At 65.7% G+C, this 24,930-nt stretch carries 22 protein-coding genes and 1 riboswitch; of the genes, 15 read left to right on the top strand and 7 right to left on the bottom strand.

All coding sequences use genetic code 11. The annotated features are described in order from the left end of the window. Positions 1-76 precede the first annotated feature (76 nt). The 9 genes from C0V74_RS05780 (at position 77) to C0V74_RS05740 (ending at position 11,090) form a co-directional block, all read left to right on the top strand. A complete protein-coding gene (locus C0V74_RS05780) occupies positions 77-1,066 on the top strand; it encodes a metalloregulator ArsR/SmtB family transcription factor (protein ID WP_143250997.1) in 990 nt (329 codons plus the stop codon). Further along, positions 1,063-1,968, top strand: a complete 906-nt coding sequence (gene metF, locus C0V74_RS05775; protein WP_143250996.1) for a methylenetetrahydrofolate reductase [NAD(P)H] — start codon at positions 1,063-1,065, stop codon at positions 1,966-1,968. The genes C0V74_RS05780 and metF overlap by 4 nt, the downstream gene beginning before the upstream one ends. Beyond that, positions 1,965-3,011: a homocysteine S-methyltransferase family protein gene (locus C0V74_RS05770; protein ID WP_143250995.1), complete on the top strand. Its 1,047-nt coding sequence runs from the start codon at positions 1,965-1,967 to the stop codon at positions 3,009-3,011. Before metF ends, C0V74_RS05770 begins: the two co-directional genes overlap by 4 nt. 19 nt (positions 3,012-3,030) lie before the next feature. After that, positions 3,031-5,655 carry a methionine synthase gene (gene metH, locus C0V74_RS05765; protein WP_143250994.1) on the top strand — a complete coding sequence of 875 codons (2,625 nt, stop codon included), beginning with the start codon at positions 3,031-3,033 and terminating at the stop codon, positions 5,653-5,655. A 51-nt stretch (positions 5,656-5,706) separates the two neighbouring features. Then, positions 5,707-5,810: riboswitch (glycine riboswitch) on the top strand. Positions 5,811-5,979: 169 nt separating this feature from the next. Then, positions 5,980-7,155, top strand: a complete 1,176-nt coding sequence (gcvT, locus tag C0V74_RS05760; RefSeq protein ID WP_143250993.1) for a glycine cleavage system aminomethyltransferase GcvT — start codon at positions 5,980-5,982, stop codon at positions 7,153-7,155. Beyond that, positions 7,152-7,523, top strand: a complete 372-nt coding sequence (gene gcvH, locus C0V74_RS05755) for a glycine cleavage system protein GcvH (protein WP_143250992.1) — start codon at positions 7,152-7,154, stop codon at positions 7,521-7,523. The genes gcvT and gcvH overlap by 4 nt, the downstream gene beginning before the upstream one ends. A gap of 119 nt (positions 7,524-7,642) precedes the next feature. Next, on the top strand, positions 7,643-9,007 hold the full coding sequence (gene gcvPA, locus C0V74_RS05750; protein WP_143250991.1) for an aminomethyl-transferring glycine dehydrogenase subunit GcvPA: 1,365 nt from the start codon (positions 7,643-7,645) through the stop codon (positions 9,005-9,007). After that, positions 9,004-10,599: an aminomethyl-transferring glycine dehydrogenase subunit GcvPB gene (gene gcvPB, locus C0V74_RS05745; RefSeq protein ID WP_143250990.1), complete on the top strand. Its 1,596-nt coding sequence runs from the start codon at positions 9,004-9,006 to the stop codon at positions 10,597-10,599. The genes gcvPA and gcvPB overlap by 4 nt, the downstream gene beginning before the upstream one ends. Before the next feature lie 5 nt (positions 10,600-10,604). After that, entirely contained in the window at positions 10,605-11,090 is a 486-nt protein-coding gene (locus tag C0V74_RS05740; protein ID WP_143250989.1) for an ABA4-like family protein, read from the top strand. Between the two features lie 60 nt (positions 11,091-11,150). On the opposite strand, the gene C0V74_RS05735 is transcribed toward C0V74_RS05740, so the two are convergent. Both C0V74_RS05735 and C0V74_RS05730 read right to left on the bottom strand, forming a co-directional pair. Continuing rightward, positions 11,151-11,279 carry an entericidin A/B family lipoprotein gene (locus C0V74_RS05735; RefSeq protein WP_143250988.1) on the bottom strand — a complete coding sequence of 43 codons (129 nt, stop codon included), beginning with the start codon at positions 11,277-11,279 and terminating at the stop codon, positions 11,151-11,153. A 68-nt stretch (positions 11,280-11,347) separates the two neighbouring features. Continuing rightward, positions 11,348-12,256: a DMT family transporter gene (locus C0V74_RS05730; RefSeq protein WP_246844979.1), complete on the bottom strand. Its 909-nt coding sequence runs from the start codon at positions 12,254-12,256 to the stop codon at positions 11,348-11,350. A 55-nt stretch (positions 12,257-12,311) separates the two neighbouring features. On the opposite strand from C0V74_RS05730, the gene C0V74_RS05725 reads away from it, so the two are divergent. Further along, positions 12,312-12,542 (top strand): hypothetical protein, encoded by a 231-nt coding sequence (locus C0V74_RS05725; protein WP_143250986.1) that lies wholly within the window; start codon positions 12,312-12,314, stop codon positions 12,540-12,542. 45 nt (positions 12,543-12,587) lie between these two features. Here the strand turns inward: C0V74_RS05725 and C0V74_RS05720 are convergent, their stop codons facing one another. Continuing rightward, positions 12,588-14,120: a CpaF family protein gene (locus tag C0V74_RS05720; protein WP_143250985.1), complete on the bottom strand. Its 1,533-nt coding sequence runs from the start codon at positions 14,118-14,120 to the stop codon at positions 12,588-12,590. Between the two features lie 230 nt (positions 14,121-14,350). Here C0V74_RS05720 and C0V74_RS05715 point away from each other — a divergent pair, with 230 nt between their 5' ends. From C0V74_RS05715 to C0V74_RS05700, 4 genes are all read left to right on the top strand, one after another. Continuing rightward, positions 14,351-14,596: a ribbon-helix-helix domain-containing protein gene (locus tag C0V74_RS05715; RefSeq protein ID WP_143250984.1), complete on the top strand. Its 246-nt coding sequence runs from the start codon at positions 14,351-14,353 to the stop codon at positions 14,594-14,596. Between the two features lie 2 nt (positions 14,597-14,598). Further along, complete coding sequence (locus tag C0V74_RS05710) at positions 14,599-14,964, top strand: type II toxin-antitoxin system VapC family toxin (RefSeq protein ID WP_143250983.1); 366 nt, start codon at positions 14,599-14,601, stop codon at positions 14,962-14,964. A 15-nt stretch (positions 14,965-14,979) separates the two neighbouring features. After that, positions 14,980-16,803, top strand: coding sequence for a glutamine--fructose-6-phosphate transaminase (isomerizing) (gene glmS / locus C0V74_RS05705; protein WP_143250982.1), 1,824 nt, complete (start codon positions 14,980-14,982; stop codon positions 16,801-16,803). 111 nt (positions 16,804-16,914) lie between these two features. Next, a complete protein-coding gene (locus C0V74_RS05700) occupies positions 16,915-19,278 on the top strand; it encodes a GGDEF and EAL domain-containing protein (RefSeq protein ID WP_246844978.1) in 2,364 nt (787 codons plus the stop codon). Here C0V74_RS05700 and purQ read toward each other — a convergent pair. From purQ to C0V74_RS05685, 3 genes are all read right to left on the bottom strand, one after another. Further along, a complete protein-coding gene (gene purQ / locus C0V74_RS05695; RefSeq protein ID WP_143250981.1) occupies positions 19,275-19,952 on the bottom strand; it encodes a phosphoribosylformylglycinamidine synthase subunit PurQ in 678 nt (225 codons plus the stop codon). The genes C0V74_RS05700 and purQ overlap by 4 nt on opposite strands. Next, positions 19,952-20,191, bottom strand: coding sequence for a phosphoribosylformylglycinamidine synthase subunit PurS (gene purS / locus C0V74_RS05690; RefSeq protein WP_143250980.1), 240 nt, complete (start codon positions 20,189-20,191; stop codon positions 19,952-19,954). The genes purQ and purS overlap by 1 nt, the downstream gene beginning before the upstream one ends. 73 nt (positions 20,192-20,264) lie before the next feature. After that, entirely contained in the window at positions 20,265-23,087 is a 2,823-nt protein-coding gene (locus tag C0V74_RS05685) for an insulinase family protein (protein WP_246844977.1), read from the bottom strand. Positions 23,088-23,138: 51 nt separating this feature from the next. Between C0V74_RS05685 and C0V74_RS05680 the strand changes: the two genes are divergently transcribed. Next, positions 23,139-24,014: a diacylglycerol kinase family protein gene (locus C0V74_RS05680; RefSeq protein WP_143250979.1), complete on the top strand. Its 876-nt coding sequence runs from the start codon at positions 23,139-23,141 to the stop codon at positions 24,012-24,014. A gap of 4 nt (positions 24,015-24,018) precedes the next feature. On the opposite strand, the gene purC is transcribed toward C0V74_RS05680, so the two are convergent. Continuing rightward, positions 24,019-24,825 carry a phosphoribosylaminoimidazolesuccinocarboxamide synthase gene (gene purC / locus C0V74_RS05675; RefSeq protein WP_131624052.1) on the bottom strand — a complete coding sequence of 269 codons (807 nt, stop codon included), beginning with the start codon at positions 24,823-24,825 and terminating at the stop codon, positions 24,019-24,021. Between the last annotated feature and the right edge of the window lie 105 nt (positions 24,826-24,930).

The raw sequence follows: 24,930 nt of genomic DNA, 5'->3' as shown, positions 1-24,930 counted from the left end.
TGTTCCCAACTTAACTTCGGTGCAAGGAAGCAGCGCTGGCTTGACTTTCGCATATAACAATATCTTTATATGTGGGATGGGCATCGAGACCACCATGCGCGCGTTGGGCGACCTCACCCGGCTCAGGATCATGCGCCTGATCGCCGCGATGGAGCTTGCGGTTGGCGAACTCGCGCATGCATTGGGGCAGAGCCAGCCCCGCGTGTCGCGCCACGTGGCGATCTTGTGCGACGCTGGCCTGGCCGAGCGCCGCCGGGAAGGCAGTTGGGTATTCCTGCGCCACGCGACTTCGGGGGCTGCGGCAGCGACGGCCGGCGCGGTTGCCCGATTGCTTGCCGCGGCTGAGGAAGACGATCCGAATTTCGCCCGCACCTGTGCGGAGGACCGGCGCCATCTGGCGGCGATCCGAGACGCCCGGGAGAAGAGCGCAGCCGAGTATTTCGCGCGCCATGCAGGGGAATGGGATCGCCTGCGTGCGATCCTGGCGCCAGCGGAAGCGGTCGAGCAGGCGTTGCTGGCGTCCCTCAGTGACGAGGGCTTGGGCGAGGTGCTCGACGTCGGCACCGGCACCGGACGGGTCGCGGAATTGCTGGAACCGCTGGCGCATCGGGTGACTGGCCTCGACAAGAGCCCGGAGATGTTGCGGCTTGCCCGCGCGCGCTTGCAGGGTCTGCCATCAGGACGGGTGGAACTGGTGCAGGGCGACTTTGCGGCCCTGCCGTTTGCGCCTGGCACCTTCGACACGATCGTCTTCCACCAGGTGCTGCATTACGCGACCGAACCCGATTTCGCGCTGGCCGAGGCGGCGCGGGTGTGCCGTCCCGGGGGGCGGATCGCGATCGTCGATCTGGCGGCGCACGCACGCGAGGAATTGCGGCGGGCTCATGCCCATGCGCGGCTGGGTTTCGGCGACGAGCAGATGAGCGAAATGCTGGCCCGCTTCGGCTTCGAGCCCGCCGGTTGCGCGGTGATCGAGGGCGGCGAGCTTGCGGTCAAGGTATGGACCGCCCGCCGCGTGTCTGACGTTCCCAGGATCGGCACTGCTCGTCGGAGGGCTGCGCGATGAACGAGGAAATTGCCCACTCAGCGCCGCTTTATGCCTCGCTGCCCGGCGACATCGGCGTCTCGTTCGAATTCTTTCCTCCGAAGACAGTGAAAATGGCCGAAACGTTGTGGGAGAGCGTGCGCACGCTTGAACCCCTGCGGCCGGATTTTGTCTCGGTGACTTACGGCGCGGGTGGCTCAACCCGCGAGCGGACCCATGCCGCGGTTCAACGGATCATCCGCGAGACGGCCATCCCGGCGGCCGCGCACCTGACCTGTGTGGACGCCACGCGCGAGGAAGTCGATGCGATCGCGCGCGAATACTGGGACAGCGGAATTCGCCACATCGTCGCTCTGCGCGGCGATTCCTCCGATCCGGCGGGTGGGTATCGCCCGCATCCCGGGGGCTACGAAAATGCCGCCGCCTTGATCGAAGGGCTGCTGAAGATTGCGCCGTTCGAGATTTCGACTGCAGCCTATCCGGAAACTCATCCGGACTCAGTCGACGAGCAGGCCGATCTCGACAATCTCAAGCGCAAGCTCGACGCCGGGGCAACCCGCGCGATCACCCAGTTCTTCTTCGAACCCGAGTGCTTCTTCCGCTTCCGCGACAAGGCGGCCGCTGCGGGCATCACTGCCGAGATCATCCCCGGCATCATGCCGATCATGAGCTTTGCCAGCGTGCAGCGGATGAGCGGCTTGTGCGGCACGGCCATCCCAGGGTGGTTGGAGACCCTGTTCCGGGGGCTCGATGAACGCCCCGCCGCGCGGCAGCTGGTTGCCGCCACCGTGGCGGCTGAACTGTGCCGGCGGCTTTACGCCGGAGACGTTCGCCAGTTCCACTTCTATACTCTCAATCGTGCCGAGCTGAGCTACGCCATCTGCCACCTGCTCGGCCGCCGACCTGCCGGAGACGCCGCATGAGCAAGCGCGATGAACTGATCGCCGAAGCGAGTAAGCGCATCCTGATCAAGGACGGCCCGTATGGCACCGCAATCCAGGCGGCCAGGCTGTCGGAGGAAGATTACCGCGGGAGTACCGGCCTCCCCCGCGACCAGAAGGGAAACAACGACCTCGTCAACCTGACCCGGCCTGACGTGATCAGCGCCATCTGCGAGCGCTACATTGATGCGGGCGCATGCTTGCTGGCGACGAACACCTTCAACGCCAACCGGATCAGCCAGGGTGATTACGGGGCCGAAAGCCTCGTCCGCGAGATGAACGTCTCAGCTGCACGCGCCATCCGCGAGGCTGTCGACGAGGCGACGGCGCGCGACGGCATCAAGCGCTTCGTCGCAGGTGCCATGGGCCCGACGAACAAGACGTTGTCGCTGAGCCCGCGGGTAGAGGATCCGGGCTACCGCGAAGTCACGTTCGACGAGGTCAAGGAAGTCTACCGCGAACAGGCCGCCGCGTTGATCGAGGGCGGGGCGGACTTCATCCTGGTCGAAACGGTATTCGACACGCTCAACTGCAAGGCAGCGATATCCGGGGTTCGCCAGCTGGCCGACGAGCTTGGGCGCGATGTGCCGCTGATGCTGTCACTGACGCTCACCGACCTGTCGGGCCGCAACCTGTCGGGCCACACGGTCGAAGCGTTCTGGCACGCGGTGCGCCACGCGAAACCCGTGGCCGTGGGACTCAATTGCAGTTTTGGCGCCGAGCAATTGCGCCCCCACGTGCAGGTCCTATCCGCAATCGCCGACACGCTGCTGATGGCTTACCCAAACGCGGGCCTGCCGAACGAGTTGGGCGCGTACGATGAAGCGCCGGAGACCACCGCCAGGCTGGTGAAGCGCTGGGCGGACAGCGGCCAGATCAATATCCTCGGCGGCTGCTGCGGTAATACGCCCGAACACATCGCGGCGATGGCGCAAGCGGTCCGCGGCCTTGCTCCGCGGCAAGTGCCGAAGCCTGACATCGCCACCCGGCTTGCGGGGCTGGAGCCGTTCACGCTCGCCGCCTGATCTCCATCGAAAGTCTGTCGTGACCCAAACCGCATCCTCTCGTTTCGTCAATATCGGCGAACGCACGAACGTCACCGGCTCCGCGGCGTTCAAGAAGCTTGTCATGGCCGGCGACTACACCGCGGCGGTTGAGGTGGCGCGCCAGCAGGTCGAGAACGGCGCGCAGATAATCGACGTCAACATGGACGAAGGCCTGCTCGACGCGGTCGAAGCCATGACCACCTTCCTGAAGCTGATCACCGCGGAGCCGGATATCGCCCGCGTACCGGTGATGATCGACAGTTCGAAGTGGGAGGTGATCGAAGCCGGGCTGAAGTGCGTTTCGGGCAAGCCGATCGTCAATTCGATCTCCATGAAGGAGGGGGAAGAGGCGTTCCTGGCCCAGGCCCGCAAGTGCATGGACTATGGCGCTGCGGCCGTGGTGATGGCCTTCGACGAAACCGGTCAGGCCGACAGCAAACAGCGCAAAGTCGACATCTGTCAGCGCGCCTATGCTCTGCTGACCGGGATCGGCTTCCCGCCCGAAGACATCATCTTCGATCCCAACATATTCGCCGTCGCCACCGGGATCGAGGAGCACGACCGGTACGGCCTGGATTTCATCGAGGCGGTGAGCGAGCTCAGACAGCTGTGCCCGCACGCGCACTTTTCGGGCGGGCTGTCGAACCTCTCGTTCAGCTTCCGCGGCAATGAGACCGTGCGGCGGGCGATGCATTCGGTGTTCCTGTACCATGCGATCCCCGCCGGGCTCGACATGGCGATCGTCAATGCCGGCCAGCTCGACATCTACGACCAGATCGACCCGGTTTTGCGTGAGGCGTGCGAGGACGTGATCCTGATGCGCCGGCCGGATGCGACAGAACGGCTGATCGCACTCGCCGAAAGCTACAAGGGCAAGTCCGCGGCCGACGAAAAGGCTGCCGAGGAGTGGCGCGGCTGGCCCGTCGAACGCCGCATTGAACACGCGTTGGTCAAGGGCATCGACGCCTATGTGGTCGACGACACCGAAGAAGCGCGCCAATCCCGCATGGCGCAGGGCGGGCGCCCGATCGAGGTGATCGAGGGTCCGCTGATGGACGGCATGAACGTGGTCGGTGACCTGTTCGGCAGCGGCAAGATGTTCCTGCCGCAAGTCGTCAAGTCGGCCCGCGTGATGAAGAAGGCGGTCGCCCACCTGATCCCCTTCATCGAGGCGGAGAAAGAAGCCAGCGGCCTGGCCGATCAGTCCAAGGGCCGCATCGTGATGGCGACGGTCAAGGGCGACGTGCACGACATTGGCAAGAATATCGTCGGCGTGGTTCTCCAGTGCAACGGCTACGAGGTGATCGATCTGGGCGTCATGGTGCCGTGGTCGAAGATCATCGCCACCGCCAATGACGAACAGGCTGACATGATCGGGCTGTCCGGCCTGATCACCCCGTCGCTCGACGAGATGGTCACCGTGGCTGAGGAGATGACCCGCGCCGGCATGACCATGCCGCTGCTGATCGGCGGCGCGACGACCAGCAAGGTCCACACGGCGTTGCGGATCGATCCCGCTTACGATGGGCCGGTGATCCATGTGCTCGACGCCAGTCGCGCGGTCGGGGTTGCCAGTCGCCTGCTGTCGGATACCCAACGCGATCCGTTCGTCGCCGACACTGCGGGCGAATACGCCAAGGTGCGCCATGCGCGCGAGGGCAAGGCGCAAAGCGTGCTCCTGAGCATCGACGAAGCGCGCGCGAACTTCTACGATCCGCGGTACGGCGACAAGCCCGCCCCGCCGCTGCGGCCAGGGCTGCACTCCTTCGCCGACTGGCGGCTGGAAGACTTGCGCGAGATCATCGACTGGACCCCGTTCTTCCGCGCCTGGGAACTGCACGGCACGTATCCATCGATCCTGGACGATGCCGTGGTGGGTGACACCGCCCGCAGCCTGAAGGCCGACGCCGACGCCATGCTCGACCGGATCATCGGCGAGAAGTGGCTGATCGCCAAAGGGGTCGCTGGCCTGTGGCCGTGCGCCCGCGATGGCGACGACGTGACGATCCACCTGCTGGAGGAGGAGCGGCACGTCACGCTGCCGTTCCTGCGCCAGCAGGTGAAGAAAAGCCGCGACCGGGCGAACATGTGTTTAGCCGACTTCATCGATCCGTCGGGCGACTGGATCGGCGGGTTTGCTGTCGGCATCCACGGGATCGAGCCGTATTCCGAACGTTTTCGCGCCGACAAGGACGACTACTCGGACATTCTGTTGAAAGCGCTGGCCGACCGGCTGGCGGAAGCCTTTGCCGAAAGCCTTCACCGCCACGTGCGCACTGATCTGTGGGGTTACGCGCCTGACGAGCAACTGACCAACCAGGCGCTGATCCGCGAGGAATATCGCGGCATCCGCCCGGCGCCCGGCTATCCTGCCTGCCCCGATCACAGCCTGAAGCCGAGGCTGTTCGAACTGCTGGATGCGGGCAACACGGCCGGACTGATGTTGACCGAGAACTACGCCATGTATCCGACATCCGCGGTTAGCGGGTTTTACTTCGGCCATCCCGAAAGCGAGTATTTCGGGGTCGCGCGGATCGGCCGCGACCAGCTGGAAGACTACGCCCGGCGGCGGGGCGTGGATATCGCGACGGCCGAACGCTGGCTGCGCCCCAATCTCGATTGACCGCGCCTGCGGACTCGCGCAGGGCAGAGTTGTCGTTCGGAAGCGATTCCGGCGTCCGCCATGGGAGAGCGTCCCGCCGTCTGCTTGTCAGGGGCGGGGCCGCCGAAGGAGCAACCGCCCCGGAAACTCTCAGGCCACCGGACCGTGGCGGACTATGCGGCACTCTGGAAAGCGCCTCGTCGCCCGATAATCCGGGGGCGCGGCCACCGACGGTGTAAGCTGCGTGCCGCAAGGCACTGGCCAAACTCTCAGGTTTCCCGACAGAGGGGGCAGCGGTTTCGAGATGGCCTTGCCGGCCATCGGCCGCGCTGTCGGAGTGTGCGCGTGAGCGAGAGCGAAGAACCCATCGAGATCGAGGCGCTGCCGCTGGACGCGTGGCACCGCGCGCGCGGTGCGCGGATGGTGCCTTTCGCCGGGTACGAGATGCCGATCCAGTACGCCGGTCCCCAGGGTGGGATCATGGCCGAACATTTCTGGACCCGTGAGCATGCCGGCCTGTTCGATGTCAGCCACATGGGCCAGTTGATCGTCGAGGGGGAAGGCGCGGCCGAAGCGCTCGAGGCCTTTCTCCCCGGTGATATCTCGGGGCTCAAGCCCGGACGGATCCGCTATTCGCTATTGCTGGCCGAGGATGGCGGCATTCTCGATGACCTGATGGTGACCAACGTCACGCCGCCGGGAGGCGAGACGCCGCGCTTTTACATCGTCGTCAATGGCGCGACCAAGTGGGACGACATCGCTTTCCTGCGCGAGCATCTGCCTGACGAGATCACCCTGACGCATCTCGATGATCGCGGCCTGCTTGCGCTTCAGGGGCCTGAGGCGGCCGCGGTGCTCGAGGCAATTGCCCCCGGCGCGGCGGATGGCCTGTACTTCATGCAGGGCACCTCGGTCGAATGGCGCGGTGAGCAACTCGGCATCGGGCGGGGCGGTTATACCGGAGAAGATGGCTTCGAGCTGTCGTTCCCGGCCGAACGCCTGGCTGAGCTAGCTGAGGCGCTGTGTGCGGATGATCGGGTGCGCCCCGTCGGCCTAGGCGCACGCGATTCGCTCCGGCTGGAAGCGGGCTTGCCGCTTTATGGCCATGACCTCGACGAGAACATCGACCCGGTCGAAGGCAGCGCCGCCTTCGCGATTTCAAAACGCCGCCGCGAACAGGGCGGCTTTCACGGCGCCGACCGGATCCTGCGCGCCCTGACCGATGGTGCCCCGCGCAAGCTGGTCGGCTTTACGGTCGAGGGGCGCATGCCCGTGCGCGAAGGCGCGTCGATTTATTCTGACGAAGCGCTGATCGGCCGCATCACTTCCGGCGGCTTCGCGCCCAGCGTGGGTGCTCCGATCGCGATGGGGTACGTCGACACCCAGTACTCCGCGCCTGGCACTCCGCTGGAGGCCGAGGTGCGCGGCAAGCGCGTTCCGCTGACGGTGGAGACGATGCCGTTCATGCCCCACCGCTATCACCGCCAACCCCGCAATCAGGCGACCGGAGCATCGAAATGACCCGTTATTTCACGCAAGACCACGAATGGATCGAAGTCGAGGGTGACACCGCCACCGTCGGCATCACCGATTATGCGCAGAGCCAGCTAGGCGATATCGTGTTCGTCGAAGTGCCTGGCGAGGGTGCGGCCGTCACCAAAGGTGATGAGGCGGCCGTGGTCGAAAGCGTGAAGGCGGCGAGCGATGTGTACTCTCCCGTCAGCGGCACCGTGATCGAAGGCAACCCGGCACTGGAAGATGACCCCGCGCTGGTGAACTCCGCCCCCGAAGGCGACGGCTGGTTCTTCAAGCTGACGATCGCCGACGCCGGCGAACTGGACGGCCTGATGGACGGGAGCGCCTACAAGGACTTCGTCGCTGGACTGTGAGCCAATTTGGCGCGCCTTCGCCGACCCATCGGCGCGCCTGCTGGCCGCGACCCCTATGTACGGTTGGTTTTGCCACGCGCCGTACACGCGCCACCCTCTTCACTGCAGAGACCTGAACTATGCGCTATCTCCCCCTGACCGACAGTGACCGCGCGGCGATGCTTTCCGTGATCGGCGCGCCCGACGTGGACGCGCTGTTCACGGATGTCGCGGCCGAGCAATACCTGAAGCAGCCGATCGAAGGTCTTCCGGCCCACGCGAGCGAGATGGCGGTCGAGCGGCACATGCGGCGGCTGTCGAACAAGAACCTCGCTGCGGGCGATGCGGCGTTCTTCTGCGGGGCAGGGGCGTATCGCCACCATGTCCCGGCGACGGTCGACCATCTGATCCAGCGGGGTGAGTTCCTGACGGCCTATACCCCCTACCAGCCGGAAATCGCGCAGGGCACCTTGCAGATGCTGTTCGAGTTCCAGAGCCAGGTCGCGCGGCTTTATGGCTGCGCGGTGGCGAATGCATCGATGTACGATGGCTCGACCGCGTGCTGGGAAGCAATCAGCATGGCCGGACGGGTGACCAAGCGAAACCTCGCGATCCTGCACGAGGGGCTCCACCCCCATTACGTGTCGACCATCCGCACGATGGCGAAGTTCACCGGCGACAGCATCGCCGACCGCGCGCCGAGTCTCCAGGCCGATGGCGGGATCGGCGAATTGATCGCCGAGATCGAGGCCAATGAGCCAAGCTGCGTGGTGGTGCAGTATCCGGACGTCCTGGGCCGGGTATATGACCTGTCGCCCATCGCCGAGGCCGCCCACGCCAAGGGCGCGTTGCTGATCGCGGTCAACACCGAACCCGTGGCCCTGGGTGCGCTCCGCTCGCCGGGCGAAATGGGAGCGGACATCGTCGTCGGCGAAGGCCAGTCGCTTGGCGTCGGCCTGCAATTCGGTGGCCCTTACCTGGGCCTGTTCGCGGTGCGCGATCCCAAGCACGTCCGCCAGATGCCGGGCCGCCTGTGCGGCGAAACCGTCGATGCCGAGGGCAAGCGCGGGTTCGTGCTGACGCTCTCCACCCGCGAGCAGCACATTCGCCGGGAGAAGGCGACCAGCAACATCTGCACCAATTCCGGGCTGTGCGCGCTGGCGTTCACGATCCACCTGACCTTATTGGGAGAAGCGGGGCTGCGCGCGCTGGCGGCGGAGAACCACCGCCTAGCCTGCGTGGCTGCCGACCGGCTGGCGAAGGTGCCGGGCGTCAAGGTGCTCAACGACAGCTTCTTCAACGAGTTCACCATTCTGCTTCCCACCGACGCGCGGCCCGTCGTCCGCGATCTGGCGCACCGCAACGTGCTTGCAGGGGTTTCGCTTGGCCGGCTGTATCCCGCGGAGGAGCAACTGTCGCACGGCCTGGTGATCGCGGTGACCGAGACCGCCAGCGAGGAGGACATCGAAACCCTTGCCTCCGCTCTCGAGGAGTCGATCCGATGAACGCGCCCAACCAAAGCGGCTGGAAGCCCGCGATGACGCCGGTATCAGGCCACGCGAGCCAGACGGTGACCGGCAACCGTGCGCTGATGCTGGAAGAGCCGCTCATTTTCGAGATCGGGACGACCGCGACCACCGGCGTTGATTTGCCTACGCCGGTGGGCGGCGCGAACCGCTTGGGCGGGTTGGCGCGCGAAGGCGAGATTGGCCTGCCCGGGTTGTCGGAGCCTGAAACGATCCGTCACTACACCCGGCTCAGCCGGCAGAATTACGCGATCGATCTGGGGCTTTTCCCGCTCGGCTCGTGCACCATGAAGCATAATCCGCGCCTCAATGAAAAAGTCGCACGGATGCCGGGCTTCCTCGATGTGCACCCCTTGCAGCCGGTCGACACCGTGCGCGGTGCGCTGGAGGTGATCGACGAACTAGCGCAATGGCTGATCACGCTTACCGGCATGCACGGCGTCGCGATGACGCCCAAGGCCGGGGCGCACGGGGAACTGTGCGGGATCCTGTGCATCCGCGCGGCGCTGGAAGCGCGCGGCGATCCGCGCGAGGTGATCTTGGTGCCGGAAAGCGCCCACGGCACGAACCCGGCGACCGCCGCCTTTGCCGGCTACCGGGTGGAAAACATACCGGCGACCGCCGAAGGGCGGGTCGATCTGGCCGCGCTGAAGGCACGGATTGGTCCCGATGTCGCCGGCGTGATGATTACCAACCCCAACACCTGCGGCCTGTTCGAGCGGGACATGAAGGCGATCTCGGACGCGGTCCACGCGGCCGGAGGATACGTGTATTGCGACGGCGCGAACTTCAACGCCATCGTCGGTCGGGTGCGGCCGGGGGACCTCGGCGTCGATGCCATGCACATCAACCTGCACAAGACGTTCTCCACGCCGCATGGCGGAGGCGGTCCGGGCTCGGGTCCGGTGGTGCTGTCTGAAGCGCTGAGCCCGTTCGCGCCACTGCCGTTCACCACGCGCCGAGCTGACGGGACGGTTGATCTGATCGAGGAGGAGAATGCGGGGGAAGAGCATCCGCACACGTTCGGCCGCATGTGCGCGTTTCATGGACAGATGGGCATGTTCACTCGCGCGCTCGCTTATATCCTGAGCCACGGCGCCGACGGACTGCGCCAGGCATCAGGCGACGCGGTGCTTAACGCTAACTACCTGCTGCGCAGCCTCGACGACGTGCTTGACGCGCCGTTCGGCGCCAGCGGGCCGTGCATGCACGAGGCGCTCTTCAGCGACAAAGGTTTCGCCGGGGGTCTGACGACGCTCGACCTTGCAAAAGGCATGATCGACGAGGGCTTCCATCCGATGACGATGTACTTCCCGCTGGTGGTGCACGGAGCGATGCTGGTGGAACCTACCGAAACCGAGAGCAAGGCCGGGCTCGATCAGCTGGTTCTCGCGCTGCGCAGTCTTGCCGAGCGGGCGCGCGCTGGCGACGAAAGTCTGAAAACCGCGCCTCACTTCGCGCCCCGCCGGCGGCTCGATGAAACGCTGGCGGCGCGAAAGCCGGTGCTGGCGTGGGAAAAGCCCAAGGCCCCGGCGGGCGAGCCGACGCTCAACGAGCAGGGTGGGCGGTAAGCGTCATGTGGCAGGGGCTGTTCACCGCCACTAACGTGGTGGCGCTGCTGGCCTGGACAGTCCTGCTGTTCGCGCCGCGCCGGCCGGCGCCGCTGGCACTGGTGCTGTACCTGGGCGTCGGACTGCTGTGCCTCGCCTACGTGGCGATGGTGGCGGCGTTGGTCCTGGGATGGGCCGACCCGGTGCGGGACCCAGGCCTGGCGGCGATCGACTTCGGCAACTACTCGGTCGCTGGGTTGAAGGACGCGTTCCGCTCCGAAGGCGCGATTGCCGTGGGTTGGACCCACTATCTCGCGCTCGATCTGTTTACCGGCCTGTGGATTGCCCGCGATGCCGACGCGAAAGGCTTTCCGCGGATCGCGCAGGGAGCAGTTCTTTTACTGACGTTTCTGGCCGGGCCGGCCGGTTTGTTGGTCTGGCTCGTAGTGCGCGAGCGGCGCGCGCGCGGACCCGGCGGATGGAGCCGGAAAGGAAAAACGCCCGCCGGTTAGACCGACGGGCGCTTCCCTGCGACCACGAAAGGCCCGTGGGCCCTGTGGCTGTTGATAGGGTCAGATGGCCCGGTCGCCGGCTTCGCCAACCGACTCGACGTCGCGACCAAGGCCTTTGACGGTGTTGCAAGCGGTCGTGGCCAGCGTGATGGCGGCCACGCCCAGCGCTAGGATCAGTTTCTTGGCCAAGGTATCAATTCCTGTCTTGGTGAGAGAGCGGTCGAGAAGCTCAACGGCGTCGCGCGCGGCGGGTTCCCTTATTCCCCCACCATCGCGCGCGCCTTTTGCAGCGACAGGCAATGCTCGCGCCAGGCGATCAGTAATCCGGCGCCGACCACAAGCGGTGCGCCGAGCCACGTCGTGTGCGGTGGCAACAGATCGAACACCCACCAACCCAGCAGAGTCGCCCAGATCAGCGAGCTGTAATCCATCACGATGACGCTCGCCACGGCGCCGAACCGCAGCGCCGCGGTGAGCAGGAATTGGCCGAGCAACCCGAACAACGCGAGGCCACCCAGCAGCGACCATTGATACAGGGTGTGCGGCACGATCACGAACGGCAGCGCGATCGCCAGCGGCACCACGCTGAAGGCGGCGAACCAGAACACGATCGTCAGCGGATGTTCCGTCTGCGCAAGATCGCGGATCTGGATCGAGATCAGCGCGATCATGAACGCGGCACCGAGAGCGACCGCGGCGCCCAACAGGGGAATATGGCCACCACCGGGTTGAGCGATCACCAGCACCCCGGCAAACCCGAGCAGGACCGCGGCCCATCGCCACACGCCGATCCGTTCGTGCAGCAGCTGGGCCGAGAGGATCACCGCCCAGATCGCGGAGGTGAAGTTGAAGGTGGTCGCCTCTGCCAGCGGCAGCAGGGTCACTGCACCGAAGTTGAGGAACATGCCCATCAGGCCGGTCATCGCGCGGCCACCGTGCGCTTTCAGCCGCGTGCTGCCGAGCGTCGACAACTGGCCGCGCGCGGCGAACCAGGCGAGCAGGATCGGCACCGTCGGCAACTGGCGCCAGAACAGCGTTTCGGTCAGCGACACGCCCGACTGGGTGACCAGCTTGACGAACACCAGCATGATCGACAGCACCAATGCCGCGCCGAGGCGGATCAGGAGCGCCATCTGCGGGCGGTGGTATCGGATCGGCTCGGCCACGCTCCGCGCCATAAGCAGACTGGTCGCGGGCGCAACGCATCCCATATTGGCGCGCGTGAAGCTGACCGAAGAACTGCTGTTTGCCAGCACCGCCGAATGGGCCGCGATCGGCGGGGTCCTGTTCCTGCTGCTCGCCGCGATCACCCGCTATGGCGAACGCCGCCGCATGCGGAGGGAACGGATCGACAGTGTCGGCTGGGTGCCGTGGACCGGCCTGTTCCTGGTGTTCTCGGTCATCGGCGTCACGCTGCTGGCGCTCAGCGTGCCGGGCTTGCTGAAGGGCTAGTAGGGCGGACGATCCGTGTGCGCCCTGCGAGTGCGGGGAAGCCCGTTACAGGCAGGCTTCCAGATATGCCTGGTCGAAACCGAACTGGCGGGCCTTCTCCAGGGTATAGGGACGCAGGCCGCTCGAGCGGAATTCGCCGAGAATCTTGCCGTCCTCGCTCTCGTCCAGATACTCGAACTTGAACAGTTCCTGGGTGACGATCACGTCACCTTCCATGCCGATCACCTCGGTCACGTTGGTGGTCCGGCGCGAACCGTCGCGCAGGCGCTTCACCTGCACGATCAGGTCGACCGACTCTGCGATCTGGCGGCTGATCGCTTCCTTGGGGATCTTGATGTCGCCCATCAAAATCATGTTTTCCATACGGCCCAGGCATTCACGCGGGCTGTTGGCGTGGAGTGTGCACATCGAGCCGTCGTGGCCGGTGTTCATCGCGGCGAGCAGGTCGAAGCACTCGGCTCCGCGGATTTCGCCCAGGATGATCCGGTCAGGCCGCATACGCAGCGCGTTCTTGACGAGGTCGCCGATGGTGATCGCGCCCTGGCCTTCAAGGTTCGGAGGCCGCGTTTCCAGCGGCAGCCAGTGAGGCTGCTGCAACCGTAGCTCGGCCGCGTCCTCGATCGTCAGCACGCGCTCGCCCGGGTCGATCATCTTCGACAGGGCGTTGAGCATCGTCGTCTTGCCCGAACCTGTGCCGCCCGAGATGACCACGTTCATCCGGCATGCACCGGCGATCTTGAGCGCGGTCGCCATTTTGTCGCTCATGCTGCCGAAGTCGCGCAGCATGTCGATGGTGATCGGCTTTTCGGAGAACTTACGGATCGAGATCGCGGTGCCGCGCAAGCTCAATGGCGGGACGATCACGTTGACGCGGCTACCGTCCTTCAGACGGGCGTCCGCCAGCGGCGTGGTCTGGTCAACGCGGCGGCCGACTTGGTTCACTATGCGCTGGGCGATCTGGAACAGGTGCTGTTCGTCGCGGAACCGGATCGGCGCGATGACCAGCTTGCCCTTTTTCTCGATGTAGGTCTGGTCCGGGCCGTTGACCATGATGTCGGAGATGTCGGGGTCGTTGAGCAGTTCTTCCAGCGGCCCGAAGCCGAGCAGCTCGTCGATGAGCACCTTTTCAAGCGCGAACTGTTCGCGCCGGTTGAGCGTCACTTTTAGTTCGGCAAGAACCTCCAGGATGATCGGCCGGAATTCTTCGCTGAGCTCGTCCTTGGTCAGCGTCGCCGCCGCTTCGGGATCGACCCGCTCGAGCAGGCGGGGGAGCACCTGCTCCTTGATCTTGTGAACGCTGGCTTCGAACCCGCCGACCTGGCTGTTCGGATCGTGAATGGCGTTGGCGCGATCGGTCAGGCGCGTCATCGCGTCGTTCTTGTTCGGCGCTGAATCCGGTCCACCATCGGTGAACACGTCGGGAGCACCCGGGAGCGGGGGGAACTGATCGCCCCCCGGCACGGGCGCAGCCGCGCCCGCAGCCACGCCGCTGCCCTTCATGGGTCGAGCCACGCCAAAGGACGGGCGCGCGCCCGGAGCCATTCCCCCGGGTCCGTTCCTGCGTCCAAAAGCGCTCATTTACTGCCCCCCAAGGCCTTTGCGAAGTTCATCTGTCGCAAACGATGCCCCTCCGCCTGCGAAAGGGTCTTTGCGATGATTGGTGAATATGCCGGAAACCTTATTTTTTCCTAAACCCAGTCCGTCGCGGGTGCTGCGACCGCCGGACGATGGGCAGCGGCATCGCTCAGAAACGCGTTTCTCTACCAGGACATCTTGCCAATGATATCAAGTGACGATATCACGCGGCGGTGACCCGAATTCTGGCCGATTTGCATGATGACGACATCCAGCGGCTAGACCGGATGGCTGCCGATCAGGGAAAATCCCGGGCCGCGATGCTGCGCGAGGCCGTGCAACTTTACCTGCTGCACCGGGGCGACGATCGCAGCTGGATCGACCGGGGATACGGGCTGTGGTCGGATCGTCCGGACATCCGCGATGACTTCGACGATCGGCGTGCTGGTAAGCGTAGCCGCCATGATGAGCAGCACTGAAAATGTCGGCGCCATTTTTCGACACCACCATCATCGTCGACTGGCTCAAGCGCCGCCCCCAGGCTCGCGCCGAGATCGCGCGATACGCGCGGCACCAGATCAGTCGCATCGTATGGACGGAGATCATGGCGGCGGAGGCGCTGGAGGCGCGCCAGGTTCTGCAAGAAGCGCTCGCTCATTTCGAAGTGGTGGAATTGGATCAGCGGATCGCTACAGCGGCGGCCGACATTTGTTATCGGACCGAAATGAGCCTCCCCCACGCGTATGTCCTGGCGACCGCGCAAGTGAATGGCGCAATCCTAATTACACGAAACACCAAGGATTTTCCGGCAGAGCTGCCGGGGATCCGCGTTCCCTATACTCTCTGACAGGATACTAGACCCATGTGCGGCATCATCGGCATCGTCGGCAAGGAATCAGTCGCGGACCGGCTGGTCGACGGACTGAAGCGAATGGAATACCGCGGCTATGACAGCGCGGGCGTGTGCACCGTGCACGAAGGCGAGCTTGTCCGCCGCCGGGCCGAGGGCAAGCTGGTGAACCTAGTGCGCGAACTGGCCGCGCATCCGGCGCCGGGCGACATCGGCATCGCCCACACCCGCTGGGCGACCCACGGCGCGCCGACCGCTCACAACGCGCACCCCCATGCGACCGAGCACGTCGCGCTGGTCCACAACGGCATCATCGAAAACTACAAGCCGCTGCGTGACGAACTGATTGCCGCTGGACGCGCGCTGGAGAGCGAAACCGACAGCGAAGTCGTGGTCCATCTCATCAGCCGCGAAGTCGAGAACGGCGCCTCTCCGGAAGACGCGGTCAAAGCCGTGCTTCCCCGCCTGCGCGGCGCATTCGCGCTGGCGATCGCCTTCCGCGCCCATCCCGACATGCTGATCGGCGCGCGCCTCGGTTCGCCGCTGGTCCTCGGTTATGGTGAGGGCGAAACCTATCTCGGCTCCGACGCGCTGGCGCTGGCGCCGCTGACGCAGCGGATCGCTTATCTCGAGGAAGGCGACTGGACCGTCGTCAGGCGCGACGACGCGCAGGTCTATGACGCCGACAACAATCCGGTGACGCGCGAGATCACCACCTCCGGTGCCTCCGCCGCCTCGGTGGAGAAGGGCAATTACCGCCACTTCATGCAGAAAGAGATCTACGAGCAGCCTATCGTCGTCGCGCAGACGCTGCGCAGCTACATCCGTCAGGTCGACAGCACCGTGGCGCTGCCACAGATCGACTTTGACCTGTCGACGATCCGCCGGATCACCATCGTTGCGTGCGGAACGTCGTTCTACGCCGGCATGGTGGCAAAGTACTGGTTCGAGACTTTCGCCCGGGTGCCGGTCGACATCGATTACGCGAGCGAGTTCCGTTACCGCGAGCCGGTGCTGGAGGAGGGCGGCCTGTCGCTGTTCATCTCCCAGAGCGGCGAGACGGCCGATACGCTGGCTGCGCTGCGATATTGCAAGCAAGCGGGCCAGACCATCGCGGTGGTGGTCAACGTACCGACAAGTTCCATGGCGCGCGAGGCCGACCTGCTGTTGCCGACTCACGCAGGGCCGGAAATCGGCGTTGCCAGCACCAAGGCGTTCACTTGCCAGTTGGCCGTGCTCGCCGCGCTGGCCGCGCACCTGGCGGTGAAGAAGGGGCGGATGGACCGCAGCGAAGAACAGGAAGTCGTTCGCCACCTGCTCGAAGCACCCGCCGCGCTCAACGCAGCGCTTGATCATGATGACGATATCGCAGCGATGGCGCACCTGATCGCGCCGGCCCGCGACGTGCTCTATCTCGGCCGCGGCCCGGACTATCCTCTGGCTCTCGAAGGCGCGCTGAAACTGAAGGAAATCAGCTACATCCATGCGGAAGGTTATGCGTCTGGCGAAATGAAGCACGGGCCGATCGCGCTGATCGACGAAGCCGTCCCCGTCATCGTCCTCGCGCCCTCGGGACCGCTGTTCGAAAAGACCGTCTCCAACATGCAGGAAGTGCGCGCGCGAGGCGGCAAGATCGTGCTCATTTCCGACGAGGAAGGCCTAGCCGAAGCAGGCGAAGGCTGCCTCGCCACCATCGCGATGCCCAAGGTTCACCCGCTGATCGCACCGCTTGTCTACGCCGTGCCGGTGCAGTTGCTTGCCTACCATGTGGCGTGCGTGAAGGGCACCGATGTCGATCAGCCGCGCAATCTGGCGAAGTCCGTGACGGTGGAATAGCGGCCGCGCGTGCGGGCGATGGTTAACATCGCCTTGCACGCGCGTACGCTTTTTCCCCTTTCATTATCGCGGTTTACCGAGCCATAACCTTTGGCGCGGTAACTGCGGCGGGTGAGCGACAGCACCTCTCCTACCCCGCAAAAACCGGCCGACTTGCCGCTCCTGGCGATCCTTGGTCTCAAGGATCCCGAGGGTGAGGATTGGGGCCGGCTGCGCGGTCTGCAGTATTCGCAGCTAATCAGCACCGCCGGGCAGCGGACTGCGGTTCACGCTTTGTGTGCGCTGCTGACGGTGGCAATTTATGCGGGCACGGCGCCGATCTGGTTGATGGCGGTGTTCATCGCCGCTCTTGGCGTGAGCCTGGTCGTCAACCGGCGGGCCAATCGGGGTGTCGCCGTCGGGGACCGGCCCCGCGTCACCCGGGACGAGATGAACCGCAAGGCACGAGCGACCTTCGTCGTCTCCGCTGCATGGTGCATCCCTATCTTCGGATTTGCGATTTTCGGGACCGACGTCGAGCGCGCCAGCCTGGGGGTGCTGTTCAGCGTGCTGCTAATCGGATCCTCCCTGGCGTTGGGCGCCGCGCCTCTGGCGACAATCATCATGGGCGCCGTCGCGGGCGGTGCAATGATCCTGAGCTTCCTCTGGTTCGGACAGTTCTCCCTCGCCGCAGGGATCGCGATCATGTTGGCGGCGGTGGCCAAGGGCGTGGCCAGTGTCTCGCGCGTGCATCTGACCGCCTGCCTGGCCGAGGCGGGGAACGCGGAGAAGAGCGAGGTCGTGTCGCTGCTGCTGCGCGAATTCGAGGAAAACCAGGCAGACTGGTTGTGGCAGGTGGATACCAACCGGATGGTCCGCGGTGCCTCTCCCCGCTTCGCCTTCGCGCTCGGGCGTCCGGTGGAAGAGGTCGAAGGCCGGCCGTTCGTAGAGCTGATCGCAGGGGAGGCGTGGGAGACCGGCCAGTTTCCGCCGTCGCTGCACGATCTGGCCGAGCGCCTGAAACGCCGCGAAAGCTTCTCCAACCTGCTGGTGAAGGTGGCGATCGGCCGCGAGCATCGCTGGTGGGAGCTGTCGGGCACCCCCATGCTGGACGATAACGGCGCGTACCTGGGCGTGCGCGGGGTCGGGTCCGATGTCACCGAACAGCGCGAATCGAGCGAGAAGATCGCTTATCTTGCGCGCTACGACACCCTCACGGGCTTGCCCAATCGCCTGATGCTGACCGAGGCGCTGGGCGATGCGCTGCGGTATGCCGAACAATGGCGCACCCGCTGTGCGTTCCTGATGATCGACCTCGACCGCTTCAAGGCGGTGAACGATTCGCTCGGTCACCTCGTGGGCGACAAGCTGCTGGCGCAGGTGTCAGCGCGGCTCAAGGCGCTGATGGGCGACAACGAGATGTGCGGCCGCCTTGGCGGTGACGAGTTCGCGATCGTCGTGCGTGACGCTTCGGAACGGGGCTGCATCGAACGCGTGGCGAAGAATGTGATCGCGCGGCTGTCGCAGCCGTACGAAGTCGATCACCACACGCTGTACGTCGGCGCGTCGGTCGGCTCGGCCATCGGTCCGCGGGATGGCAAGTCGGTCGAGGAACTGATGCGCAACGCCGACCTCGCGCTCTACCGAGCCAAGGACGACGGCGGCAACGAACACCGCAATTACGAGCCGCTGCTGCACGCGAACGCCGAGGAGCGCCGCCAGCTGGAATTCGCGCTTCGCCAGGCGCTGGAGAAGCGTGAGCTGGAACTCCACTATCAACCGGTGGTCGATGCCAATTCGGAAAACGTGGTCAGCTTCGAAGCACTGGTCCGCTGGAACAGCGCCGATCACGGCCCGATCAGCCCCGGCAAGTTCGTGCCGATCGCCGAGGATACCCGCCTGATCGTGCCCATCGGCACCTGGGTCATGGAACAGGCTTGCCGCGAAGCGACCCGTTGGCCCGACCACATCCGGGTGGCGGTCAACGTCTCTCCGGAACAGCTGTTCGAACCCGATTTCGCCACCACCGTGGTGCGCGCGCTGACCGCTAGCGGACTGGAAGCGCGGCGGCTTGAGCTGGAAGTGACCGAGAGCATCTTCCTGCGCGACGCCAGTATCGCGCGCGCCTCGCTGGAGCAGGTGATGGCGCTAGGCTGCACCGTCGCGCTCGATGACTTCGGAACTGGCTATTCCTCGCTAGGGTACCTTCGAAAGATCAAGTTCTCGACCATCAAGGTCGATCGCAGCTTCGTGCAAGGCGCGGCGCAGGACAGCAAGGAGAGCCTGGCGATCATCCGCGCGGTCGTCGCGATGGCCGACAGCCTGGAGATGAGCACCACCGCGGAAGGTGTCGAGACGGCCGAGGAAGCCGAGATGATTCGCCGGATGGGGTGCACGAAAATTCAGGGCTATTACTTCGGCCGGCCGATGCGCGCCGACGATGCGCTGCAACTGTTCCGCCGGCGGGCGGCGGTTCCCGAACGCCTGCGCGCCTAAGCGCCGACCAGCGCTCCGACCGCGCCGGCGAACAGCGCGCGGCCATCGGTGCCGCCAAGCTCAGGCTCGATCGCCCGTTCGGGGTGCGGCATCATGCCCAGAACCGTGCCGGTATCGTTGAGTATCCCGGCGATCCGGCGCTGCGATCCGTTGCAATCATCGGCATAGCGGAACGCCACCCGGCCTTCGCCTTCAAGGCGGTCGAGCGTGTCCGTGTCGGCGAAGAAGTTGCCGTCGTGATGCGCGACCGGAAGATTGATCGTCGATCCCGCTGCGTACCCCGCGGTGAACAGCGACTGGTTGTTCTCCACGGTGAGCGGCGCCACGCGGCAGGTAAAGTTGAGCTGCGCATTGCGCATCAGCGCGCCGGGCAGCAACCCCGCCTCGGTGAGCACTTGGAACCCGTTGCACACCCCCAGCACCGGCACGCCGCGGCCCGCGGCCTCCACCACCGCACGCATGATCGGACTGCGGCTGGCGATGGCCCCGCAGCGCAGGTAATCGCCGTACGAGAACCCGCCCGGCACTGCGATGAAATCGAGCCGATCTGGCAGTTCGGCATCACCGTGCCACACCCGCAGCGACCGTTCGCCGGAGACTTTCTCCAGCGCGACCGCCATGTCTCGATCGCAGTTGGAGCCAGGGAAGGTGATGACCGCGCCGCGGAACGCCATCACGCGGTCTCCAGCTTCTCGATACGGTAGTTTTCGATCACCATGTTGGCGAGCAGCTTGCGGCACATCTCGTCCAGCGCGGCATCCGTAGTTTCGCTCGCCACCTCGAGTTCGATCAGGCGGCCGACGCGCACGTCCTCCACGCCTGAGAACCCGAGACCTTCCAGCGCGTGATGAACGGCACGGCCCTGCGGGTCGAGCACCCCTGGCTTCAGGCTGACGTGAACGCGGACTTTCATGGGGCTACGGCCCTTTCGCTGGCTGGCGGGGTCGCCGGCAGCCTATGGCCGAGGCCGCCCTGTGCGGCAAGGCTTAGCCGCCGCTTTCCCCGGCCGGCAGGGCCAGCACCTCGACCGCCGCGTCAGGCGCCAGGTACCGCGCGGCCAGCGCCTGCAGGTCTGCGGGAGTGATCGCTGCAATCTGCGCCTGGGCGGCATAGAACCGGTCGATCCGCTCGCGCTCGCTCTGTGCGCGGCCGGCTAGGCGCAGCCAGCCACCGTTGGTTTTCAGCGCGCTGGCATAGTTTTCGAGCAGCGGACGCCGCGCGCGCTCCAGCGTATCGGCGCTGACCGGCTGTGCGCTGAGTTGCTCCAGAACCGTGCGGATGGCTGCGCGCGTCGCCGCCACATCGCCCACGTCGATCGATGCCGCGAGAGAGAACGTGCCGTATCCTCGCCACACTTGCGATGGCGAACTGGACGCCCCCGGTGAATAGGCCTTGCCGAGCCGCTCGCGGATCTCGTCGGTCAGTTCGATCCGCGCCACCCGCTCAAGCAGTTCGAGTTGCTGGACGGTGACGGCGTCGCGGTCGTCGGTGGTAGGCCAGGTGTACTGCAGCAACGCTTGGTCGGCTTCTCCGGTATGGCGGACGACCCGGGCTGAACGCTGGGCAGTGAAAGCGCGTTCTCGCGCCGCTTCCCGCGGCTGGAACTCAGGCTCGCGCGGGGGCAACGCACCCAGCGTGCTGCTGACCAACGCGATCGCCGGTTCTTCGTCGACATCGCCGACCAGTGCTAGCTCAAGCGCGCCGCGCGCCAGGCGGTCGCCGATCGCGGCGCGCAGCTTGTCGAACGACAGCTTCTGGTAATCCCCTGGCGGCTGAGTGGTGAAGCGCGGGTCGTCATCCGACAGGATTCCGCCGATACGCGATCCGACGGCGCCGCCGGGGGTGGCGTCCTTGCGCAGGAACCAGTTGGCAGTCTCGCGCCGGTAACGCACTTCGCCTTCGCGCCGGTAACCCGAATCGCTCACCGCCGCGGCGAGGAGTTGCAACTGAAGTTCCAGATCGCGGGACGTGGTGACGCCGCCGCTGGTGAAGACATCGCCTGCGGTTGCGAAATTGAGGCTGACCGAGCGTCCCGCCATCAGGCTTTCGAGTTCGTCCTGCGAATGCCGGCCCAGACCGCCCGCCGGCAGCATGGACGCCATCGCGGTCGCCAGCGGGTCCTCACGGGTCGCCAGCAAGCTGCCGCCGTCGATCGACATGGCAAAGCGTACCCGATCCGCTTCGAGGACGGTACGCTTGAGGTTGAGGCGCACACCGTTGGCAAAACGCACGATGCGAATGCCGGTGCGGGGTTCGACCATATCGGTGACCACCGCGCTCGGGCTGCCAAAGTCGGTGTAGGCGAACTCGTTGGCGGCGGTGGCGGTCGGCGATGCGACAGCCTCGGCCATCAGCGCGTTCCAGGCCGTTCGCAGAGCGTCCGCGCCGCCCTTGGGCGCGACCCGGCCCTGGAAGCGGATCAGCGGATTGTCGAGCGGAGCGGCATCGGCGGTCAGAGCGGCCCTCACCGTGGCCGGGGTGATCGACGGCGCGAATGCGTTGAACCGTTCCAGTGCGCTTTCTGGCGTGGCTGGCACCAGGTCGTCGGCGATCAGTCGCTCCACCGCATTGACGAGCACGCCATTGCTGCGGGTGGCGGCGGCCCGTGCGGCGTTCTCCTGGCTCTGACGGGTGCGGGCCACCTGTTCCGCGATCTCGGCATCGGTGAAGCCGTGTTCCAGCGCGCGCCGCCACTCGCGCACTGCGGCTTCCAGCCCCTGGCGCCATTTGCCGTCCAGCGCGTCGACGATGAGGTTGGTGGTTCGCCCATCCTCGAACACATCGCCGGTGCCGAAGCCCGCGCCGCGATAGGGCGCGTCGGGCCGGCGGGCGATCGCTTCGAACCGGCGATTGATGGCGGCGTAGCCGATACTTTCCAGCAAATCCGTGCGGCGCTGGGCAATCGTGTCGGGTTCTTGCCGCCAGGGCGACAGGCGGGTGACGGTGACTCTCTCCGACAATGCGGGATCGAGGTAGATGTCGGTTTCGCCCTGCCGCGAAAGGTCAACCGGGCCGGCGCGCGGCTTGGGCGGAGCGGGGGGCCCCGACCAGTCCCCAAACCGCTTCCGGATCGCACTTTCGACCGCGGCAACATCGATCGCGCCAATGACCACCAGCACCGTGTTCGCAGGAACATAGGCGCGGCGATAGAATCCGCCGATGCGAGCTGCGTCCGCTGCCTTGAGCGTTTCCTCCTCGCCGATCGGCAGCCGGTCGGGGAACCGCGCGCCGGGTTGGACGAACGCCCACTCGTCCTGCGTCTCCTTCAGCGTATAGGTTGTGCGGTCGCGCTTCTCGGCCAGCACTACCCCTCGCTCACGCTCGATGGCTTCGTCCGAGAGGGTCAACTCGCTGGCAGTCTCGCGCATCAGCATCAAAGCGGTGTCGATCAGCTTGGGATCGTTCCGCGGCAGATCGAGCTTGTAGGTGGTCGCCTCGAAGCCGGTCGAGGCATTGGTATCGGCCCCGAACGCCAGCCCCTCGCGCTCCAGCAACCTGATCATCTCGCCCTCGGGCACGTTGCGGGAGCCATTGAACGACATGTGTTCCAGAAAGTGCGCCAGACCCCGCTCCTCGTCGGTTTCCTCCAGCGATCCCGATCCGATCCGCAGGCGCACCAGCACCGTGTCTTGCGGCGTGTGGTTCTCGCGCAGGACATAGCGCATCCCGTTGGGCAGCGTGCCGAAAGTAAACGCCGGGTCGACCGGCACGTCGCTGGCTGCGAAGCTCCACCCGGCCGGTGCCGGTTCTTCAGCGGAGGCGGGAACGGCCAGCAGGGCGGTGCAGGCGAGCAGCAGGAAACGCATCATCGCGCCCTTCCTTGCCGGCGGAAGCTGAACCGGGCAACAACCGCGGCGCGCATGAAACTCGATCTGGTCTACAACCCCGTCGCGGGCAGCTTTCGGCCGGAGCGGTTGGAGGCGCTGGTGCGCGCATTCACGGCGCGCGGCGCGCGAGTAACGCCGGTAGCGACGACCTTGCGAGGGGTGACGATTTCGCCTGATGCCGAGCTGGTCTGCGTCCACGGCGGTGACGGCACCTTGCGCGACACGGTGCAGTCGCTGGGCGCACGGGCTGTCGAGATGCCGCTGTGCATCGCGCCGGCGGGCACAATCAATCTGGTGGCGCGCGAGATCGGCTATGTCCGCAAACCAAAGGCGCTGGCAGATCAGGTCCTCCGCGCGTGGGACCGGCCACAGGGATGGGTGCGGGCACCGCTTTACACGCTGGGCGATCTACCGGTGGTGTCGTGCCTGTCGATCGGGCCCGACAGCCATGCCGTGGCGCGGGTCTCGCCGGCATTGAAGCGGCGGCTGGGCCGCATGGCGTACGTCGTGGCGCTGCTCCGCGTGCTGCGCGAATGGCCCCGCGAAACGATGTCGTTGTCAGGCGAACTGATTGACGGAACGCCGTTCAAGTGCGAAGCGGCGGCTGTGATCGTCAGCCACGGCGCACTTTACGCAGGGCCGTTCCGCCTGTCGCCGGGCGCCTCACTGGCAGCGGATTCAGTGGAGCTGATCGTGCTCGAACGCCCGTCGCGCCGCGGGGTCGCCGCGTTCACCGCCGCGGCGTTCGCCGGCTGGCCGCTCGACCGGCTTGGCCTCGCCAGCTTCCGCAGCGTGCGCCGGGTGGCGTTCGACCGCTGCGTGCATCCGGTGCAGGTGGATGGCGACCACATCAGCGACTGCGGATTCGCGGTCGGGCCAAGCGGGATGACCCTGCGCTACGTGATCTGAGCGGTTACTTCTTGGGCTTGGGCGTTGAGCGCAGGCGGGACCGGTGCGCGCTCATGTCGAATACCTCGCCCGGACCCGCGCCATCGTCCTGCAGCAGGCCGAGCCGGCGCGCGACTTCCTGATACGCCTGTTCCTCTCCGCCGAGATCGCGGCGGAAGCGGTCCTTGTCGAGCTTCTCCCCGGTGGCGATGTCCCACAGCCGGCACCCATCAGGGCTGATCTCATCCGCCAGGATCGTGCGCGGGAAATCGCCATCCCACACCCGGCCGAACTCCAGCTTGAAGTCCACCAAGCGGATGCCGATCGCGGCGAACATGCCGCACAGAAAATCGTTGATGCGGATCGCCATCGACGAAATGTCCTGCATCTCTTCGTGACTGGCCCAGTTGAAGCAGGCGATCTCTTCTTCGGAAATGAACGGATCGCCCAGGGCGTCGTCCTTGTAGCAGTACTCGATCAGCGTGTGCGGCAGCGGTTCGCCTTCTTCGATGCCCAGCCGCTTGCTGAGCGAACCGGCGGCGACGTTGCGCACGATCACCTCGATCGGGATGATCTCAACCTGGCGGATCAGCTGCTCGCGCATGTTCAGCCGCCGGATGAAGTGCGTCGGGATGCCGATGTGGCCGAGGCGCGTGAAGACGTACTCGCTGATCCGGTTATTGATTACGCCCTTGCCGTTGATCGTGCCCTTCTTCTGGGCGTTGAAGGCGGTGGCATCGTCCTTGAAGTACTGGATCAGGGTGCCGGGCTCAGGCCCTTCATAGAGGATCTTGGCCTTGCCTTCGTAAACCTGGCGGCGGCGGGAGGACATGGGCGCTTACCTTCTTGGAACAGCCGTGAACGCGAGCGCCCCGGCGGCGGGTCGGTTGAAGACGCGCGGGGGCCGGGGCGTGGCCTGCGCCTTAGGGAAATCAGC

Origin of the sequence: Altererythrobacter sp. TH136 (assembly GCF_007065885.1) — a bacterium.
Classification (GTDB): domain Bacteria; phylum Pseudomonadota; class Alphaproteobacteria; order Sphingomonadales; family Sphingomonadaceae; genus Tsuneonella.
The sequence above is the reverse complement of the archived record's forward strand: the minus strand, read 5'-3'. Positions and strand labels throughout refer to the sequence as shown.